Source organism: Streptomyces sp. HUAS CB01 (assembly GCF_030406905.1).
Taxonomy (GTDB): domain Bacteria; phylum Actinomycetota; class Actinomycetes; order Streptomycetales; family Streptomycetaceae; genus Streptomyces; species Streptomyces chengbuensis.
Map to the genome: position 1 here is coordinate 715,345 of NZ_CP129137.1, position 18,745 is coordinate 734,089.

At 73.2% G+C, this 18,745-nt stretch carries 12 protein-coding genes; 3 read left to right on the forward strand and 9 right to left on the reverse strand.

Features of this window, described 5'->3' with window-relative positions; all coding sequences use genetic code 11:
• Positions 1-63 precede the first annotated feature (63 nt).
• Positions 64-1,008: a LysR family transcriptional regulator gene (locus QRN89_RS03245; RefSeq protein ID WP_290347821.1), complete on the reverse strand. Its 945-nt coding sequence runs from the start codon at positions 1,006-1,008 to the stop codon at positions 64-66.
• Positions 1,009-1,081: 73 nt separating this feature from the next.
• On the opposite strand from QRN89_RS03245, the gene QRN89_RS03250 reads away from it, so the two are divergent.
• Entirely contained in the window at positions 1,082-2,644 is a 1,563-nt protein-coding gene (locus tag QRN89_RS03250; RefSeq protein ID WP_290347822.1) for an aminotransferase class I/II-fold pyridoxal phosphate-dependent enzyme, read from the forward strand.
• On the opposite strand, the gene QRN89_RS03255 is transcribed toward QRN89_RS03250, so the two are convergent.
• The 7 genes from QRN89_RS03255 to QRN89_RS03285 all read right to left on the reverse strand — a co-directional run bounded on the left by QRN89_RS03255 (position 2,613) and on the right by QRN89_RS03285 (position 16,062).
• Positions 2,613-5,279, reverse strand: a complete 2,667-nt coding sequence (locus QRN89_RS03255; protein WP_290347823.1) for a SpoIIE family protein phosphatase — start codon at positions 5,277-5,279, stop codon at positions 2,613-2,615. The genes QRN89_RS03250 and QRN89_RS03255 overlap by 32 nt on opposite strands.
• Positions 5,280-6,091: 812 nt before the next feature.
• Positions 6,092-9,142 (reverse strand): alpha-mannosidase, encoded by a 3,051-nt coding sequence (locus QRN89_RS03260; RefSeq protein ID WP_290347824.1) that lies wholly within the window; start codon positions 9,140-9,142, stop codon positions 6,092-6,094.
• Between the two features lie 42 nt (positions 9,143-9,184).
• On the reverse strand, positions 9,185-11,293 hold the full coding sequence (locus QRN89_RS03265; protein ID WP_290347825.1) for an endo-beta-N-acetylglucosaminidase: 2,109 nt from the start codon (positions 11,291-11,293) through the stop codon (positions 9,185-9,187).
• Between the two features lie 235 nt (positions 11,294-11,528).
• The gene (locus QRN89_RS03270; RefSeq protein ID WP_290347826.1) at positions 11,529-12,779 is read right to left on the reverse strand and encodes a glycoside hydrolase 5 family protein; all 1,251 of its coding nucleotides are present in this window, start codon (positions 12,777-12,779) and stop codon (positions 11,529-11,531) included.
• Between the two features lie 69 nt (positions 12,780-12,848).
• The gene (locus tag QRN89_RS03275) at positions 12,849-13,670 is read right to left on the reverse strand and encodes a carbohydrate ABC transporter permease (RefSeq protein WP_290353556.1); all 822 of its coding nucleotides are present in this window, start codon (positions 13,668-13,670) and stop codon (positions 12,849-12,851) included.
• A gap of 83 nt (positions 13,671-13,753) precedes the next feature.
• Positions 13,754-14,731: a carbohydrate ABC transporter permease gene (locus tag QRN89_RS03280; RefSeq protein WP_290347827.1), complete on the reverse strand. Its 978-nt coding sequence runs from the start codon at positions 14,729-14,731 to the stop codon at positions 13,754-13,756.
• A 29-nt stretch (positions 14,732-14,760) separates the two neighbouring features.
• On the reverse strand, positions 14,761-16,062 hold the full coding sequence (locus QRN89_RS03285) for an ABC transporter substrate-binding protein (RefSeq protein WP_290347828.1): 1,302 nt from the start codon (positions 16,060-16,062) through the stop codon (positions 14,761-14,763).
• Between the two features lie 324 nt (positions 16,063-16,386).
• On the opposite strand from QRN89_RS03285, the gene QRN89_RS03290 reads away from it, so the two are divergent.
• Positions 16,387-17,412: a LacI family DNA-binding transcriptional regulator gene (locus QRN89_RS03290; protein ID WP_290353557.1), complete on the forward strand. Its 1,026-nt coding sequence runs from the start codon at positions 16,387-16,389 to the stop codon at positions 17,410-17,412.
• A gap of 24 nt (positions 17,413-17,436) precedes the next feature.
• On the opposite strand, the gene QRN89_RS03295 is transcribed toward QRN89_RS03290, so the two are convergent.
• Positions 17,437-18,000 (reverse strand): VanZ family protein, encoded by a 564-nt coding sequence (locus QRN89_RS03295; RefSeq protein ID WP_361270561.1) that lies wholly within the window; start codon positions 17,998-18,000, stop codon positions 17,437-17,439.
• A 238-nt stretch (positions 18,001-18,238) separates the two neighbouring features.
• On the opposite strand from QRN89_RS03295, the gene QRN89_RS03300 reads away from it, so the two are divergent.
• A complete protein-coding gene (locus QRN89_RS03300) occupies positions 18,239-18,745 on the forward strand; it encodes a metallophosphoesterase family protein (protein WP_290347830.1) in 507 nt (168 codons plus the stop codon).

The window sequence follows — 18,745 nt, forward strand, 5'->3', positions numbered from 1 at the left end:
GGCGGACCGACGGCGACAGGACGGCCCGCGGCGGCGCCGCGGGGGGACGGGTCGACGCCCGCGCTACGGGGACGGGTCGACGCCCGCGGCGTCGGTCGTGCCCCACTGCTCCCGGATCCGCTCGGCCTGCCGGGTCAGCGCGTCCAGCAGCTCCCGGGTGCTGCGCGCGGCGGTGGTGCGCAGCACGGCCACGCTGATCTCCCGCGCGAGGGGCGGTCCGGTCAGCTTGCGCACGGCCACGTCGGGGCGCGGGGTGCCGAGGGCGAGCCGCGGCACGAGCGCGACTCCCGCGCCCGCGGCGACGAAGCCCTGGACGACCGCGTAGTCGTCGGTCCGCAGACCGTGCACCGGCTCGAACGAGTGCTGGGCGCAGGCCCACGACAGCACGCGGTCGCAGGGGTCGCGCGGGTCGGCCGAGCCGATCCAGTCGTCGTCCCTCAGTTCCTCCAGCGGCACATGGGTCAGTCCGGCGCACCGGTGGTCCTCGGGCATGACCAGGAGCAGCGGATCGGTGAGCAGGGGATGCAGCTCGAAGTCGTCGTCCAGGTCGAGCCGGTCGCCCGGCTGGGAGAAGACGAGAGCGGCGTGCAGTTCCCTCGCCACGAGCCCCCTCAGCAGGGCCGGCAGCTCGCCCTCGACGAGCGACACCTGCACTCCCTCGCCGCGCACGGCCTTCACGGCCGGCGGCAGCAGCAGCGCGCCCGCCGTCGGGAAGGTGCCGATGTGCAGGGTGTGCGCCCCCCGCTCGGACAGGTCCCGTACCTCCCGCTCTGCCAGCCGCAGCCGTTCGAGTACGGCCTCCGCGTGGGGAAGCAGCGCGGCCCCCAGCTCGGTGAGCGCGGCGCCGCGCGGGCCGCGCTGCACCAGGCGGGCGCCGAAGTGCGCCTCCAGCACGCCGAGATGGTGGGTGACGGTGGGCTGCGTGTAGTGCAGCGACCGGGCCGCGGCGGCGAGGGAGCCCTCCTGCGCGATGGCCTTCAGCACGGTCAGCTGGCGGAGCTCGAGCATATAGACATTCTATGGAGGGTTCGAGGTAACTCATGCATTCCTCGATATCCCCCCGCGTGCGACGCTCACCGGCGTGAACAGCACAACCACCGCAGCCCCCGTCGAGCCGGCACCCGGCCGGAGGCCCGCCCCCGGCAGCACCCCGTACGCGGACGCCCTCCGCGCCCAGGCCGGCCGCGACTGGGTGCGGCTGAACGTCCCCGGACACGCCGCCGACCCCGACAGCTTCCCCCCGCTCGCCTCCCTCATCGGCCCGGCCGCGCTGCGCATGGACTTCCCGCCGCTGCTGGACGGCATCGACCTCGGGGTGTCCTCCCCGCTCGAGGAGGCGCTGGCGCTGGCCGCCGAGGCGTGGGGGGCCCGCCGCACCTGGTTCCTCACCAACGGCGCCTCGCAGGGCAACCAGATCGCGTCGCTGGTCGCCCCCGCCCTCGGACGGGTGCTGGTCGTGCAGCGCAGCGTGCACTCGAGCGTCATCGACGGCCTCGTCCTCTCGGGGCTGGACTGCGCCTTCGTGCAGCCGTCGGTCGACGCGGAGCAGGGCATCGCCCACGGTGTCACCGCGGCGGACCTGGCACGGGCGCTCGCGGAGCACCCGGACGCGGCGGCCGCCTACGTCGTGTCCCCCAGCTACTTCGGCGCGGTCGCCGACGTGCGCGCCCTGGCGGAGGTCTCCCATGCCGCGGGCGTGCCGCTGATCGTGGACGAGGCGTGGGGCTCGCACTTCGGCTTCCACCCGGCGCTCCCCGGCAGCGCCCTGTCGCAGGGCGCGGACCTGGTCACGTCCAGCACCCACAAGCTGGCCGGCAGCCTCACCCAGTCCGCGATGCTGCACCTGGGGCACGGCCCCTTCGCGGACCGGCTGGAACCACTGGTCGACCGGGCGTTCCGGCTGGTCCAGTCGACGAGCGCGAGCGCCCTGCTCATGGCGTCCCTCGACGTGGCGCGGGCGTCGCTGGTGGCAGGCCGCGACGCCGTCGGGGCGTCGGTGGAGGCGGCGGACGCGGTCCGCCGGACGATCCGCGGGCTGGGCCGGTACGGGATCGTCAGCGACTCCTTCGGGCGGTTCCCCGACATCGTGGCGGCCGATCCGCTGCGCATCGCCGTCGACACCCGCAGCGGGGGCATAGCCGGTCACGAGGCCCGCCGGCTGCTCCACCGCGATCACGAGATCATGGTCGAGGTGGCCACGGACTCCGCGATCGTCGCGGTCGTCGGCGCGGGCGCCGCACCCGACACGGACCGCTTCGTCGAGGCCCTGCACCGTCTGCCCGCGTCCCCGGCCGATTCCGCCCCGGACGAGCGGTCCCGTCCGCGCCTGCCGTCCCCGGGCCCCGCGCGGCTCACCGCCCGTGAGGCGTTCCTGAGCCGATCGCGCACCGTACCGGCCGCGGACGCCGTGGGCATGATCTCCGCCGACACCCTCGCCGCGTACCCGCCCGGCATCCCCAACGTGCTGCCGGGTGAGGTCGTCACCACCGAGGTGGTCGACTTCCTGCAGCGCACGGCCGCCGCTCCCAGCGGTCATGTGCGCGGCGCGCTCGATCCCGCCGTCTCCGTGCTCCGTGTCGTCGACGCGGGCGGCGCCCCGCCCGGCACGGCGGTCACCAGGGCAGCGGCTGTTCGGTCCAGATGACCTTGCCGCTGCCCGTGTAGCGCGTGCCCCAGCGCTCGGCGAACTGGGAGACGAGGAACAGTCCGCGGCCGCCCTCGTCGGTGGTCGTGGCCCGGCGCAGATGCGGGGCGGTGCTGCTGCCGTCGGAGACCTCGCAGATCAGGGAGCGGTCGCGGATCAGCCGCACCGCGATCGGCTCGCCCGCGTGCCGGATGGCGTTGGTGACCAGCTCGCTGAGGATCAGCTCGGTGGTGAACGCCTCCTCCGCCAGCCCCCACTCGTCCATGGTCCGGGCGGCCTCCGCGCGGATCCGGGCCACCTCGGACGGGTCGGCGGGCACGTCCCAGCTGACGGCGCGGTTGCCGTCCAGCACCCGGGTACGGGCGACGACCAGGGCCACGTCGTCACGGGGGCGCTCCGGCAGCAGGGCCTCCAGCACCGCACGGCAGGTCTCCTCGGGCGGCCCGCCGGCGTGGGCGAGCGTGCCGCGGAGCAGCTCCAGTCCCTCGTCGATGTCACGGTGCCGGTCCTCGACCAGGCCGTCCGTGTAGAGCACCAGGCTGCTGCCCTCGGAGAGGTGCAGTTCGCTGGACTCGAAGGGGAGCCCGCCCAGCCCCAGGGGCGGTCCCGCCGGCACCCCGGGGAACTCGACCTCGCCGTCGGGATGGACGATGACCGGCTCCAGATGTCCGGCGCGGGCCACGGTGCACACCCGTGACGTGGGGTCGTAGATCGCGTACAGACAGGTGGCGCCGGTCAGCGCCGTGACCGCCCCGTCGGTGTCCTCGTCCTGGTCGATGCGCGAGACCAGCTCGTCCATGTGCCACAACAGTTCGTCGGGCGGGAGGTCGAGGCTCGCGAAGTTGTGGACGGCGGTGCGCAGCCGGCCCATGGTCGCCGCGGCGTGGAGACCGTGGCCGACGACGTCCCCGACGACGAGGGCGACCCGGGCGCCGGGGAGCGGGATCACGTCGAACCAGTCCCCGCCGACCCCGCCGAGGCCGGCCTGGGCGGGCAGGTAGTGGTAGGCCACGTCGAGGGCGGTCTGCTCGGGCAGGCCCCGCGGCAGCAGGCTGCGCTGCAGCGCGACCGCCATCGAGTGCTCGCGGGTGTACCGGCGGGCGTTGTCGATGTTCACGGCGGCGCGGGCGACCAGTTCCTCCGCCAGCGACACGTCGTCGTCGTCGAAGGGTTCCGGCTTCTGGGAGCGCCAGAACGTGGCGACGCCCATCGTCACACCGCGGGCCCGCAGCGGGGCGGCGATCATGGAGTGGATGCCGTAGCCGACCAGCCTGCGGGCGCGGGCGGGTTCCTGTTCCTGCCAGCCGGAGAACGCGGCGAGGTCGGCCTCCAGGACGGTCTTCCCCCTGGCGTACGCGACCGCCTGGGGGGTGGTGCTGACGAAGTGGATCAGCCGGCCCGACGGGTAGAGCGGGGTGTCGTGCCGGACGCCCGTGAAGGCGATGCGGCGCATGTCGGTGCCGGTGTCCACGGGCTCCTCCCCGCTGAGCACGGGATCGGGGAGGTCGACGGTGACGAAGTCGGCGAACCGGGGCACGGCGAAGTCGGCGAGTTCCTGCGAGGTCCGGACCACGTCGAGGGTGGTGCCGATCCGCATCCCGGCGTCGTAGACGAGTCGGAGACGGCCCTGCGCGGTGTCGGCGCGGCCGCTGAGGGCCCGGAGCTCGGTGGTGTCCCGCAGGGTGGCGACGGTGCCGCAGGGCCCCGAGCCGTCCGCCGGGGGGCCCATCGCGCGCTGGTTCACGGCGACCAGCTGGTGCCCGATGACGTGCACCTCGTCGCTGGCGGGCCGGCCGGACGCCAGCAGCCGGGCGATCCCGGGATCCATCCCGATGTCGCGGACGGGCCGGCCCTGGGCGTCCGGGGGCAGCGCGAGGAGCCGTCGTGCCTCGTCGTTCACGAGCACCAGCCGGCGGTCCTCGTCGACGATCAGCACGCCCTCCCGCACGGCGTGCAGGACGGCGTCGTGGTGCTCGTACATCCGGGTCATCTCGGCGGGCCCCAGGCCATGGGTCTGGTGGCGCAGGCGCCGGCTGATCAGCGCGGCCCCGGAGGTCGCGACGATCAGGGCGAACGCGGCCGCGCCGAGCAGGACGGGAAGCTGGTCCTGGGCCGCCCCGCCGGCCCGCTCGACCGTGATGCCGGCGGCCACGAGGCCGATCACCTCGCCGTTCGCGTCGGTCACGGGCGCGACGCTGCGGATCGAGGGTCCGAGGGTGCCGGTGACGGTCTCGGTCACGGTGCCGCCGGCCGCCGCCGGCGCGATGGTACCGATGTACTTCTTCCCGATCTCGTCCGGATTGGGGTGCGTGTACCGGGTGCCGTCCGGGGCCATCACCACGAGGAAGTCCACGCCGGAGCTCTTCCTGGCGGCTTCGGCCTTGCGCTGCAGCACCGCGCTCGGGTCGGGGCCGCGCAGGGCTTCCCTGGTTCCCGGTGCGGTCGCGTACGTCTGGGCGACGGCGACCGACCGGTTGCGCGCCTCCCGCTCGCCGTCCGACCGGGCCTGCACGAGCACTGCGGCGACGGCGGCGGCGACGAGCAGCAAAGCCACCGTCACCTGCAGGACGAACACCTGACTGGCGACGGTGCGCGCGCTCATCACCGAGCGGAGGCGGCCGAAAAGTCCGGCCATGTTCCTATCTAACACCGGGCGGCTACGGCGGGCGACCGCGTCGGCCACCGAGAGGGACCGACGCGGGACGCACGGTGCCGGCGGTGCCGGGGGACGGGCGTGCGGGGACGCATGGGGTGCCGCGGCGGAGGTGGGGGGCGCCCACTGCCAGACCCGGACGTAGTCGACGCACACCGTGGAGTCGGAGTCGAGCGGCGCGTTCGCGAGGCCGCCGTCCGCGAGCCGCAGGCACTCGTGGGACGGGATGGGGAACTCCCTGACCTGGCTGATGAGCTTCGGGTCGGTGATGGTGCGCACCACGGTGCCGTCTCGGTGTCGACGCGACCGTCCGCGTACTGGGCGGCGGCGAGCCGGGCGAGGTCGATGGCGAGGCTTCCGCCGCTGGCGGGGATGAGCGGACGTTCCCGGGCCGGTACCACCAGCGGATCCCGTCCGCGCGGGACGCCTCGGTGCGGTCCTGGTCGCGGACGGTCCACCTGGGCGGTGTCCAGCGCGGAGCCGGTGAACTCGTCGCTGAACACCAGGGCCTGGGCCGCCGGTGCTCCGGCGCCGAGCGGCTGGACACCCCGGCGGGGGCGGCGGGGTCGACCGGGGACGCCGGTTCGGCGGGGGCGGGCGCGGCCGCCGTGACGGCGCGGGCGGCGAGCGCGGACCGCGACGCGGGGTGGCCGCCCCACGGCGGCCACCCCCGTCACCCTCCCGCCAGGCCCACCGGCCCCGGCGCGCGCCGGTCCACGCCGGTCCCCTCTCGGGTCCCCGGTCCCGTCGGAGGTCGCCGGCCCTCGGTCCCGTCACGGACCGCCGCTCCCCTTTCAGGCCCTGGTCAGCCGCAGCGTCACGAGCTCGAACGGACGCAGGGCGAGGGACACCGTGTCGCCGGTGCGCTCCACCGTCCGCCCCTCGGCCGACGGGCGCTCGAGCAGGTCCGTCGCCACCGCTCCGGCCAGCGGGAAGCCTGCCGTCAGCGTCGCGCGGGCACGTCCGCCCCGGGACTCGTGGAACCGGACGACGACATCGCCGCTGCCGTCGTCCGCGAGCTTGACCGCGGTGACCACCACCGCGTCGTCGTCCACCACGACCAGCGGGGCGACGGCGGCGTCCGCGCCCGTCACCCTCCGCTCCGGCAGGTTCACGCGGTACCCCTCGCGCACCGCGTCGCCGATCGTCGCGCCCGGTGCGAGCGCGTGCCGGAAGCGGTGGACGCCCTGGTCGGTCTCCGGATCGGGGAAGCGCGGGGCGCGCAGCAGGGACGCCCTGAACGTGGTCGTCGTCCCGGAGTCGGCGGCACGGACGGTACGGGTCACGTCGTGGCCGTACGTCGAGTCGTTCACCAGCGCCACGCCCCAGTCCGGTTCGCCGATGTGGACGAAGCGGTGGTTGCAGGCCTCGAACTTCGCCGCCTCCCAGCTGGTGTTGGTGTGCGTCGCCCGGTGGAAGTGACCGAACTGGGTCTCGGACGCGTAGCGCTCGGCGTGCACGTCGAGCGGGAAGGCCAGCTTGAGGAACTTCTCCGTCTCGTGCCAGTCGACCTCGGTGTCGATGTCGAGCCGCTTGGCGCCGGGTGCGAGCGACAGCACCTGGGTCACCCTGGACGCGCCGAAGGAGCGCACGACCCGTACGGCGGCCGCTCCGGGCCCCGCGGCTGTCTCCGGCCCCACGAGGTCGGCCGGCTCCACACGGTCGGCCGCCACCAGATCCGTCACGGTGTTCCGGTAGAACTCGTCGACGTCCCACGCGTCCCACATGTTCGGGAAGTCCGGGTGCAGTTGCAGCAGGTTCGCGGCGCGTCCGGGCGCGACCGACTCGCGCTCGGCGCCGATGTCGTAGGCGGAGACCACCAGGCCCCGCTCGTCGATCTCCACCCGCAGCAGCCCGTTGTCGAGGACGTACCCGCCGCCCTCACGCGGCTCCCGGTGCGCCGCGCCGCCGCCCGTCGGCCGCGCGGCGCCGCCCGCCGCGACCCCGTGCCGGGCGTGCGGGGCCGAGTTGAAGACCAGTTCGGCGGTGCCCTCGCCGGCGAGGGCGCGCTGGGCGGCTGCGACGAGGGCGTTCAGTTCGTCGGCGACCGCCGCGTACGTCCTCTCGGCCTCGCGGTGCACCCAGGCGATCGAGGACCCCGGCAGGATGTCGTGGAACTGGTGCAGCAGCACCGTCTTCCAGATCCGGTCGAGCTGCTCGTAGGGGTACGGGAACCCGGTCCGCACCGCTGCCGTCGCGGCCCACAGTTCGGCCTCGCGCAGCAGGTGCTCGGAGCGCCGGTTGCCCTGTTTGGTCCTCGCCTGGCTGGTCAGCGTGGCCCGGTGCAGTTCGAGGTACAGCTCGCCCACCCACACCGGCGGATTCGCGTACTCGGCCTCGGCCTTGGTGAAGAACTCCTCGGGAGACTCCCAGACGACGGTCGCGGCGCCTTCGAGGTCCCGCATCCGGGCGGCCTTGGCGACCATCTCCCGGGTGGTCCCGCCGCCGCCGTCGCCCCAGCCGGTGGGCGCGAGCGAGTGCCGGGCGACGCCCTTGTCCTTGAAGTTCCTCGCCGCGTGGGCGATCTCGCTGCCCTTCATGGAGCAGTTGTAGGTGTCCACCGGAGGGAAGTGCGTGAAGATCCGCGTCCCGTCGATGCCCTCCCACTGGAAGGTGTGGTGCGGGAACTTGTTCGTCTGCGACCACGAGATCTTCTGGGTGAGCAGCCACTTGGAGCCTGCCGCCTTGATGATCTGCGGCAGCCCCGCGGCGAACCCGAAGGTGTCGGGGAGCCAGGCCTCGTCGTTCTCGATGCCGAACTCGTCCAGGAAGAACCGCTTGCCGTGCACGAACTGACGGGCCATCGCCTCCGATCCGGGCATGTTGGTGTCGGACTCCACCCACATGCCGCCCGCCGGCACGAACCGGCCGCCGGCGACGGCCTTCTTCACCGTGGCCCACACCTCCGGGCGGTGCTCCTTGACCCAGGCCCACTGCTGCGCCTGGGACATCGCGAAGACGAAGTCGGGCTCGTCCTCCAGCAGCGCCGTCATGTTGGACGTGGTCCGGGCGACCTTGCGCACGGTCTCCCGCAGCGGCCACAGCCAGGCGGAGTCGATGTGGGCGTGGCCGACGGCGCTGATGCGGTGCGCGGATGGCTGGGCCGGGGTGGCCAGCACCTGCTCCAGGCGGGCCCGGGCGGCGCCCGCCGTGCCGGGGACGTCCTGCAGGTCGACCGCGTCCAGGGCCCGGTCCACCGCGCGCAGGATCTCCCAGCGCCGGGCGGAGTCGGCCGGGAGCTCCTGCATCAGCTCGCCCAGCACCTCGAGGTCCATCACCAACTGCCAGACGGTCTCCTCGAAGACGGCCAGGTCCATCCGCCTCAGCAGGTACTGCGGTTCCGTGCCCGCGGTGTCCTTGTCGCCCAGCGCGGTGGGGAGGAACGGGTGGTAGTCCAGGATCACCGGATTGGACGCCGCCTCGATGTGGAGCCGTACCTGCTCGCCGCCCTCGACGGGCGCCCCGATCCGGACCCACTGGTTGCGCGGGTTCAGTCCCTTCACGGGGGTGCCGTCGGGCCGGTGGACGAGGCCTTCGCACTGGAAGCCGGGCATGTTCTCGTCGAAGCCGAGGTCGAGGATCGCCTCGACCGTCCGTCCCGCCCACTCGGCCGGGACGGTTCCGGTCACCCGGAACCAGCTCGTCCCCCACGGTGCACCCCACCTCGCACCGACCTCGATCGGGGACGGTTCCGCGGCCAGCCCTTCGGCTACCGGTACGGGCTCACCGGGAGCGTTCCAGACGGCCACGTCCAGCGGTACGGACGCGGAGTACACGGCGGGTCGGATGCGCTCGTCGAGGACGCGCTTCAGTCGGGCCTCGACCAGGCTGCGGTCGTCATGCATGAGGGTCTGCTCCGTAGGGGGTTCGGGATACGGGGGCGGGTGTCACCAGGGATGGACGACGGAGGCGGACGAGGAGGTCGTGTAGAGCTCACCGACGGCACGGACCTCGATGCGGACGGCCCGTTCGCCCGGCTCCGGGTGCAGCCCGGAGACATGGAACGCGGTCTGGCAGGTGCCGCCGAGGAAGCGCCGGCCGCCGCCGGGGAGCACGCGGTGCAGCTCGTAGTGGCGCACGGAACCGGGAGCCGGGGTCCAGCGCAGCCTCAGCCCGGTGCCCTCGCCGTCGGTGGCGCTGCCGGTGACCCTGAGCCGCGTGGGGGCCGCGGGCCGAACGGTCGCGCGCCGTACCGCGAGTCCGCCGAGCCGGTAGGCCACGGCACCGTCGCCGGTCAGCCGGACGCCGAGGCCGCGGAGGGAGCCGGAGAAGCCGTTCAGCCGCAGGGTCGCGGTCGACCAGCCGCTGCCCCCGCGCAGGGTTCCGGCGGGTACGTAGCGGTACGGGACCGGGTCGCCCGGACGCTCCGGCTCCCGTGTGGCGACGGCGAGTTCGACGGTCACGGGGCCGGCGTCGGCCCGGTGGGCGAGTTCGACGACGGTGCCGGGGCCGAGCGGCAGCCGGGTCGCGTGGAGCTCCACCGTCACGGGTGCGTCGAGCGTGCCGGCGACCAGGACGCTGCTGCCGCCGCGCCAGGCGTCGGCGAAGTCGAAGGAGACGGTGGGGCGGCGGCCCTCGGTGCGGACGACCCAGCGGCGGCCCGGCAGCAGGTCCTGCAGCCCCAGGTGGTTCCACTCGGCGTCGGAGGTGACCGTGCCGTTCTCGTACCAGCGCAGTCCGTGGCCGGTGTTGAAGGTCGTGGCGAAGGGCAGCGCGGTGACGGTGGAACGGTCGGCGACGGCGGTCGCCGGGGCGCGCCAGCCGCTGCCGCCGTCCGGGACGGACGGGTCCAGCGAGGGGCCCGTCCAGAAGCGGTCGTCGGCCGCGTGGAACTGGCCCGGCGTACGGTCCGCGGGTAGATGGTTGCGCGTCCACTCGGGCCGGTAGAAGCCGTAGGAGACGACGTGGTCCCGGTCGCGCGGGATGATCGCGTCCCAGTCGACGACCTTGTTCCAGCCGCTCGCCTCCACGTCGACACCCGCCCACAACTCGTGCCGGTCGCGCCCTATTCGCCCGGCGCGGATGCCGGAGGACGCGAGGCAGGCCGGTGTCCAGCGGAAGTCGACGAACATCGAGTCGGCGGTCCGGAAGAAGTCCTCGTTGAGCTCGTTGAGGGCGCCCTGCCAGCCCACGGTGCCGTTGACGGTCATCGCGTCGTACCAGGTGATGCGCAGCCCCGCGGACTCGCCCCGGGCCCGGAGGTCCCGCACGAAGGCGAGCATCTCGGCGCCGAGGGCCGCGTCGCCGCCCTCCGTCTCCGCGTTGACGAACCAGCCGTCGAAGCCGTGGGCGGTGGCGACCTCGACCAGCTTGGCGGCGAGCGGGAAGCGGCCGAACGCGTCGCGCTGCACCAGGTCGCGCGTCCACCGGAGGTCGCCGCCCCAGTGCACGGGCGGCAGGAAGACCGTGCCGAGGACGGGGACGCCGTTGCGGTGGGCGGCGTCCACGACCGGGGCGTTCGGGGCGAGGATCAGCCCCTCCCCCGCCGAGCCGCCCCAGAAGACGAGCTCGTCGAGGTACGCCCAGTGCGTCAGGGCGTAGTAGTCGGCGGTGGGCGCGCCCTGCGAGGGGTTGCCCGAGGTGTGGTCGAAGGAGACGAGCGACTGGATGCGGGCCTGCCCGGTGCGTGCCGTGCGACTGGGCGGTACGGGGGTGAAACGCCGGGCGAGCGGTACGGCCGCGGTGTTGAAGGGCAGGTCCGGGTCGTCCTCGGCCCGCCAGGTGCTGAGGCTGCGCCAGGTGATGCCCTCGCCGGGGGACCCGGCGGGCAGCGAGTCGGGGAACCAGTACGAGGCGTACGGCCGGAGGTCCGGGGTCCGTCCGGCGGGTGTGCCGCGGCCGGGAGCCGTGGCGGCGCCGGACGGTGCGGCGGCGGACGATGCGGCGGCGGACGGCGGCGCCGGGGCGAGGAGGGCGGCCGCCGCTCCGGCCGCTCCGGCGAGGACGACGCTGCGACGGTTGGGGACGAGACGGGTGGGGACGACGGGCTGGGGCATGGCGGGCTCCGTGTCTGTGGAGGACGAAGGACGGTGCGGCCGGAGAGCGCGCTCTCCTCGGCGGGTCAGGGGACCCGGCCGGGCAGGGAGGAGGATCGGTCCCGGACCCGTGCGGCACCGGGTGACCGGTCGCCGGGGACGGCTGGGCACGGCAACGGCACCGGCCGCCGCCCCGGGGGCGACGAGGACGGGGACGGCGCGAGCGGGCTCCGGCGGGCGGGGGTCTCCGGGGTCGTCATCGGACCTCGTCCGGGGTGACGACCTCGGTGATGCCCCTGGAGGTCAGATGGCCGGCGTCGTCCGCCCGGCTCGCGAGCACCGCGGCGGGCCTGGCCCCGTCGGCGGTGAGCCGGGCGAAGGCCTCGAAGACCGCGCCGCCCGGCGCGCAGACCGAACGGCGCGGGGCCGTGTCGTCGTCGCCGGCGTCGACGACGAGCGCCGTGGTCCGGGGGACGGGCCGGTGCGGGCGCTCGTGCTGCTCGCGGACGATGCGGGCGATGGTCCGCCCCGCCGGCTTGACCGTCCGGTCGCTGGTCATCAGGCCCAGGCTGTACTCGAGTTCGGGGAAGTCGGCCAGGGAGCGCGACACGTCGTGCGAGCACCACCAGGTGACGCCCCACAGGTCCTCGCAGTCGAGGGCGTTGAGGACCGTCGCCTCGGTGAAGGTGTCCGCGTGCTCGGCGGGGACGAGCGGTGCGGGGGCACCGACCTCCTGCAGCCACACCGGGCGGTGCGGCTCGTCGGCCCATGCCTTGGACAGCTCGACGAGGTAGGCGGCGTGGTGCTCGGTCGCCGTGCCCGTGCGGCCGTGCCGCTGGGCCGTGCCGTTGAAGACCCAGGAGTGCACGGCGGTGACGGCGCCCAGCCGGGCCGAGTGCGCGGGCGTGAACGGCTGGTCGTCCTGGTACCAGGCGGCGTCGTACTCGGCGTGCAGGTGCAGCTTGCCCGGCGCGCCTTTCTCGCAGGCGGCCAGCAGCAGGCTCAGCCAGCGCTCGGCCTGCGCCGGGGTGATGCGGTCGGGGTCCGGGTGCGGTCCGGCGGAGAACTGGTTGACCTCGTTGCCGATGGTCATGCCGATGAAGTTGGGCCGGTCGGCGAGGGCTTCGGCGAGCGTGCGCAGGTACTCGGCCTGGCCTGTCACGACGTCCGGGTCGGTGAAGATGCTGCGGCGGTGCCAGGTCTGCGTCCAGGACGGCAGGAAGTCGAAGCTCGACAGGTGTCCCTGCAGTCCGTCGACGTTGACGTCCAGACCGCGTTCGGCGGCCGCGTCGGCGAGCAGGACGAGCTGCTCCACGGCCCGCGGGCGGATCAGGGTGCGGTTGGGCTGGAAGACCGGCCAGAGCGGGAAGACCCGGATGTGGTCGAGACCCAGTGCCGCGACGGAGTCCAGGTCGGCCCGTACGGCGTCGGGGTCGAAGTCGAGCCAGTGGTGGAACCACCCCTGGCTCGGGGTGTAGTTGGCGCCGAAGCGCACGCGTGAGGTCATGTGCGTCAGAGGTTCCCTCGGAGGATACGGGGACGGACGGCCCTGCGGACCTGCTTTCGTGACGATGCGTCAGCCCTTGACGGCGCCCTCGCCCACGCCCCGGAAGAAGTAGCGTTGGAGGCAGGCGAACAGGACGATCAGCGGCAGCACGGCGATGATCGTGCCCGCCGCGACGAGGCGCTCGTCGTTCGCGAAGGTGCCGTGCAGATAGTTCAGCCCGATGGTCAGGGTGAAGTTCTGCGGATCGCTGAGCACGATCAGCGGCCACAGGAAGTCGTCCCAGGCGCCCATGAAGGCGAAGATGGCGACGACCGCCAGGGTGCCCTTCACCGCGGGCAACGCGATCCGCACGAACCTCTGCCAGACGTTGGCGCCGTCGACGAACGCGGCCTCCTCCACCTCGTACGGCAGGTTGAGGAAGGCGTTGCGCATCAGCAGCACGTTCAGTGCCGAGACGGACAACGGCAGCACCACGCCTACGAGCGTGTTGTTGAGCCCGAGCTCCCGCATGGTCGTGAACTGGGCGATGACGATGCCCTCCACGGGGACGAGCATCGCGAGCACGAAGGCGACCGTGGCGGCCCTGCGGCCCCGGTAGCGCAGCCGGGCGAGGGCGTAGCCGGCGAGAGCCGCGCCCGCGCAGTTGGTGACGACGTTGGCCACCGCGACGGTGAGCGAGTTGAGCGCGTAGTCCCACACCGGGATGGTCTCGGCGACACGGCTGTAGTTGGCGAACGTGGGCTGCTCGGGAAGGAAGCTCGGCGGGGAGCTGAAGATGTCCTCGTGCGGCCCCTTGAGCGAGGTGGACAGCTGCCACAGGAACGGTCCGACGGTCAGCGCGAGGACGGCCAGCAGCAGCACGTACCGCAGCGCGATCTCCCAGACGGGCATCCTGCGGCCGCCGTCCCCTGCGCTCCGCCGGCTCCCCCGCGTGCCGCGGGCCTTCAGCGGTTCCACCTGTTCCTCCCGCCGGTTCATGCCTCCTCCTTGCGGTCGGCGCGCAGCACCAGCAGCATCAGCGCGACCGTCACGACGAAGACGACCACCGAGATCGCCGAGGCGTAGCCGACCCGGCCGCTCAGTCCGGTGCCGGTGCGCTGGACGAGCATGACGAGGGTGGTGTCCTCGCCCGCGGGGCCCCCGTCCGGGCCCGCCATCAGATAGACCTCGGAGAAGACCTTGAACGCCGCGACCGAGGAGAGCGCACCCACCAGCACCATGGTGGAGCGGACGGCGGGCAGGGTGACGGTGAGGAAGCGGCGTACGGCGCCCGCGCCGTCCACGGACGCCGCCTCGTGGAGCTCGCGCGGGACGTTCGCCAGCGCGGCCAGATAAATGATCATGTAGTAGCCGAGGCCCTTCCAGACCGTGACCGTCATGGCGCTCAGCAGGAGCAGCCACTGGTCGCTGAGAAAGCCGACCCGGCCGACCCCGACCGCCTCCAGCACCGCGTTCACCAGCCCGCGCTCGTCCAGCAGCCACACCCAGATCAGCCCGACCACCACGATGGAGGCGACGACGGGGGTGTAGAAGGCGGAGCGGAAGAAGGTGATGCCCGGGACCTGCTTCTGCACGAGCAGCGCCAGCATCAGCGGCAGGACCACCAGCGCGGGCACGACTCCGAGCACGTACAGCGTGCTGTTGCGCAGCCCGGTCCAGAACATCTCGTCGCCGAGCATCTCCCGGTAGTTGTCCGGCCCCACGAACCGGCCGGGGATCAGCGTCCTGCGGTCCGTGAAGGAGTTGGCCACCGTGGAGAGGAACGGGTAGAGGCTGAAGGCGCCGGCGACCAGCAGCCCGGGGGCCGCGAACAGCCAGGGGCTGGTGGGCAGATGCCGTCTGATCCGATTGCGTCCGTCCCGTGGCCGGCCGCCGGGAGAGGGGCTCTTCGGGGCGCGCCCCTCCGCCGTGCTGCCGGAGGGCGCCGCCGGGGAAGTGGTGGGGGTCGTCATGGCCGTGTCCGGTTCCCGCTCGTCCGGTCTCAGCTCTGCTTCAGCAGCCGGTCGCATGCCTTGACAGCGTTGTCAAGTGCTTCCTTCGGGCTCTCCTTGCCCTGGAGCGCCCTCGCGACGGCGTTGCGCAGCTCGGTCTTCATCTGGTCGCTCATCAGCACCGGGGTGTAGTTGACCGCGGTCTTCAGGGACTTGGCGGCGGCGATCCGCACCCGCGTCCCGTCGGTACCGTCCTCCTCGGTGAAGTACGGGTCGTCGAGGGAGCCCGCAGTGCTCGGGAAGATGGCGACCTGCTTCGCGAACTCCATCTGGTGCCGGGCGTCGGTGACGAAGTGGGCGAAGGCGACGGCGGCGGGGGTCCGCTCGGTCCGGGCGTTCACCATCACGCCCATCACGTACATGTTGTCCTTGCCGGTGCTGCTGATCTGCTCGGTGATGCCGATGTTCTGGTACAGCGTCGGGGCGTCCTTCTTGAACTTCTCCAGGTCCAGCGCGGAGCCCGGGTTCATCGCCACGGCCTGGGTGAGGAACTTCTTGCCGGCCGACTCGGGCGTGGCGGTGAGCGCCTGCGGGTCGAGCGCCTTCGCGTCGTACAGCTCCTTGTACTTGGTGAGGAGTTCGACGCCCTTGGCGTCGTTGAAGGTGAAGGCCGTACCCTCGTCGTTCATCAACTGCACGCCGTAGCGGCCGAAGTCCTCGATGGTGGGGATGTTGGCCAGCGTGGCGATCTTCCCGTCGCTCTTCTCGGCTATCCGCAGCGACTGCGCGAAGAGTTCGTCGTACGTCGTGGGGGGCTTCTCCGCGTCGAGCCCGGCCTCCTCGAAGAGGCGCTTGTTGTAGAACAATGGGCCGGTGTTGAGGTACCAGGGGAAGGCGTACGTGCCCTCCATCCCCGGGATGCCGTGGCCGGCCCAGGCGCCCGGCAGGTACTCCTTCCTGTACTCCGCGGCCGCCTTGTCGAGGTCGAGCGCCAGACCGGCCTTGGCGAGCGGGGCGAGAAGGTCCGGGGAGACGTTCACGACGTCGGGGAGGGTGCCGCCGGCGGCGTCGGCACTGAGCTTGTCGGCGTAGCCCTCCGCGGGCTGGTCGATCCACTTCACCTCGGTGCCGGGGTACTTCTTCTCGAACTCGGCGATGAGGCCGGTGAAGTAGGGCTTGAAGTTGGCCTGCAGGTTCCAGGTCTGGAACGTGATGCTGCCTTCTACCTTGCCGGAGGCGTCCGCCGCGCCTCCGGCGCCGGACCCTCCTCCGCAGGCGCTCAGCGGCAGGACGACGGCGAGGGCGGCGGCAGCGGCGACTGCTCTGCGGGCGGTACGGCGGGGGATACGCACGGTGGATCGGCTCCTTTGCTCGGCCCGGCGTGGTGGCGGCGTCCGGCGCACGAGGTGCCGCGGACGCTGGGAGCAGACCCTGCATCGCGTTCCGGGGAAAAGTCAATGGATTGACCCGAGGAAATCCAATTTCTCTGACATCAGTGCAGGTCAGAAGCATGTGCGCCAAGTCTTGCGTGATCTGCTAATGCGCTTTAGAGTGCAACTGCTCAAGCGCATTAGTGCACTGAGGTGACCGAGGCCGGGAAAGGGGCACGGGTGGGAGCGAATCCCCCGTCCAAGGACGCGTCGCAGCGCAGGCGGGCCCCGGCACGCCGGCCGACGATGAAGGACATCGCCCGCCGGGCGGGCGTCTCGGAGAGCGCCGTGTCCTTCGCGCTCAACGACCGGCCCGGGGTCTCGGAGGCCACCCGCGACCGGGTGCGCCGGGTCGCCGAACAGCTCGGCTGGCGGCCGAGCACGGCCGCCCGCGCCCTGTCCGGGGAGGGCGCGGCGACGGTGGGCCTGGTGGTCGCACGACCCGCGGGGACGCTCGGTGTCGACTCGTTCTTCCTCCAGCTGATCTCCGGTGTCCAGGAGGTGCTGTCGGAGCGCCATCTCGGTCTGCTCTTCCAGGTGGTGGAGGACGTGGACGCCGAGTGCGCGGTGTACCGCCGCTGGTGGGCCGAGCACCGGGTGGACGGCGTGCTCGTCGTCGACCCGCGCACCGACGACCCCCGGCCGGCCCTGCTCGACGAACTCGGCCTGCCGGGCGTGGTGATCGGCGGTGCCCCCGAGGAGGGCGGCCCGGGACTGTCCACCGTGTGGGCGGACGACGCCGGGGCGATGGCGTCCGTCGTCGGTCGGCTCCATGCGCTCGGGCACCGGCGGATCGTGCACATCGCCGGCCTGCCCGGCCTCGCGCACACCGAGCGGCGTATCCGCTCACTGCGGGCGGAGGCCGCGCGGCTGGGGCTGACCGAGGTCCGCTCCGTCACCACCGACTACTCGGACGCGGAGGGCGCGGCGGTCACCCGCGGCGTGCTCTCGGGCGACGCCCCGCCGACCGCCCTGGTCTACGACAACGACGTGATGGCCGTGGCCGGGGTGGCCGCGGCCACGGGTCTCGGCTGCGCGGTGCCCGAGGACGTCTCGATCGTCGCCTGGGAGGACTCGGCCCTGTGCCGCCTGGTCGATCCCTGGCTCGCGGCCCTCTCGCGGGACACGGTCTCCTTCGGCCGAAGCGCGGCGGGCGAACTCACCGCGCTCCTCGACGGCGGGACCGCGCGTACCGTCCGCGTCCCGGTTCCCCGGCTGATCGAGCGGGCGAGCATCGGGCCGGTCCGGACGGCGGCGGCCGGCGGGCCGTGACGGGACGCCGCCGGCCGGGAGGCGTCAGGAATCGGACGCCGCCGCGCCGCGGGGCCGGCGGTGCCACCAGTGGCGGCGGCGCGGGTGAACGGCGCGGCCGAGCCGGCGGCCGATGAGGAGATAACCCAGCACGGCGCCCGTGGTGTTCAGGATGACGTCGTCGATGTCGAAGGCGCGGCCCGTGACCAGAGCGCCCTGGACCAGTTCCACGAGCACCATGACCAGGGCCGTCGCCAGCAGCACCCGTACCAGTCCGCGGGCCTTCGGCACCAGGACCGGGAGCAGCACGCCGAACGGCACGCCCAGCAGCACGTTGCCGCCGAGCTGTTTGACGGTGTCGCGGAACGCCGGCTGGGACAGGTAGTCGCGGATGGACGCACCCGGCTGGACGTTGCTGTGGGTCAGCGGTTCGGAGGCCGCCGACGGCTCCAGGGTGAGCCGGGCGAGGACCACGCTGAACGCGACGGTCGCCGCGAACGCCGCCACCACGGCGAGCGCCCGCAGGAAAGGTGCCATCGGTTCCGCTCCCGGTGCCGGCCGTGCGCCGGACTCCTTCACCGCCGTGTCGTTGCCGCCGCTGCGCCTCATGGTCGCCTCTCCCCAGCCGTGTGGGCCCGTCAGTGCCCGCACCGGCTACCCGGGGTACGGGGGCTTCATTCCCCTCGGCCGGCCGCCCCGTCGCCCGTTTGCCGCAGGCCCTGCCGGGCGGGCGGTGGAAGGTGCGCCGGACGCAGCCCGGACGCCTGGGGTGACACCCGGCTCGTGCCCCCGGCCTGGGCTCGTCCGCTGCCCCGGCCCGCTCGCCCCGCCCGTGGACAATGGGCGCATGAGGCTGTTGCTGACATCGGACACCCATGTACCCAAACGGGCCCGGGAACTGCCCGGTGAGCTGCTCGAACGCATCGAGCGCGCCGATGTCGTCCTCCATGCGGGCGACTGGGTGGACACCGCGACGCTGGACCTGCTGGAGGCCCGGTCGCGCCGGCTCGTCGCGGTGTACGGCAACAACGACGGCGCCGCGCTGCGGGACCGGCTGCCGGAGGTGGCGCACGCGGAACTGGGCGGGCTGCGCTTCGGCGTCGTGCACGAGACGGGCCCCGCGCAGGGCCGCGAACGGCGGTGCGCGGAGCGGTTCCCCGAGCTGGACGTCCTGGTGTTCGGCCACAGCCACGTCCCCTGGGACACCACCGCCGAGGGCGGGCTGCGGCTGCTGAACCCCGGTTCGCCCACGGACCGGCGCCGGCAGCCGTACTGCACGTACATGACCGCCGTGGCGGCGCACGGGCAGCTGACCGAGGTCGCGCTGCACCGGCTGCCGCCACGGCGGCCGTGA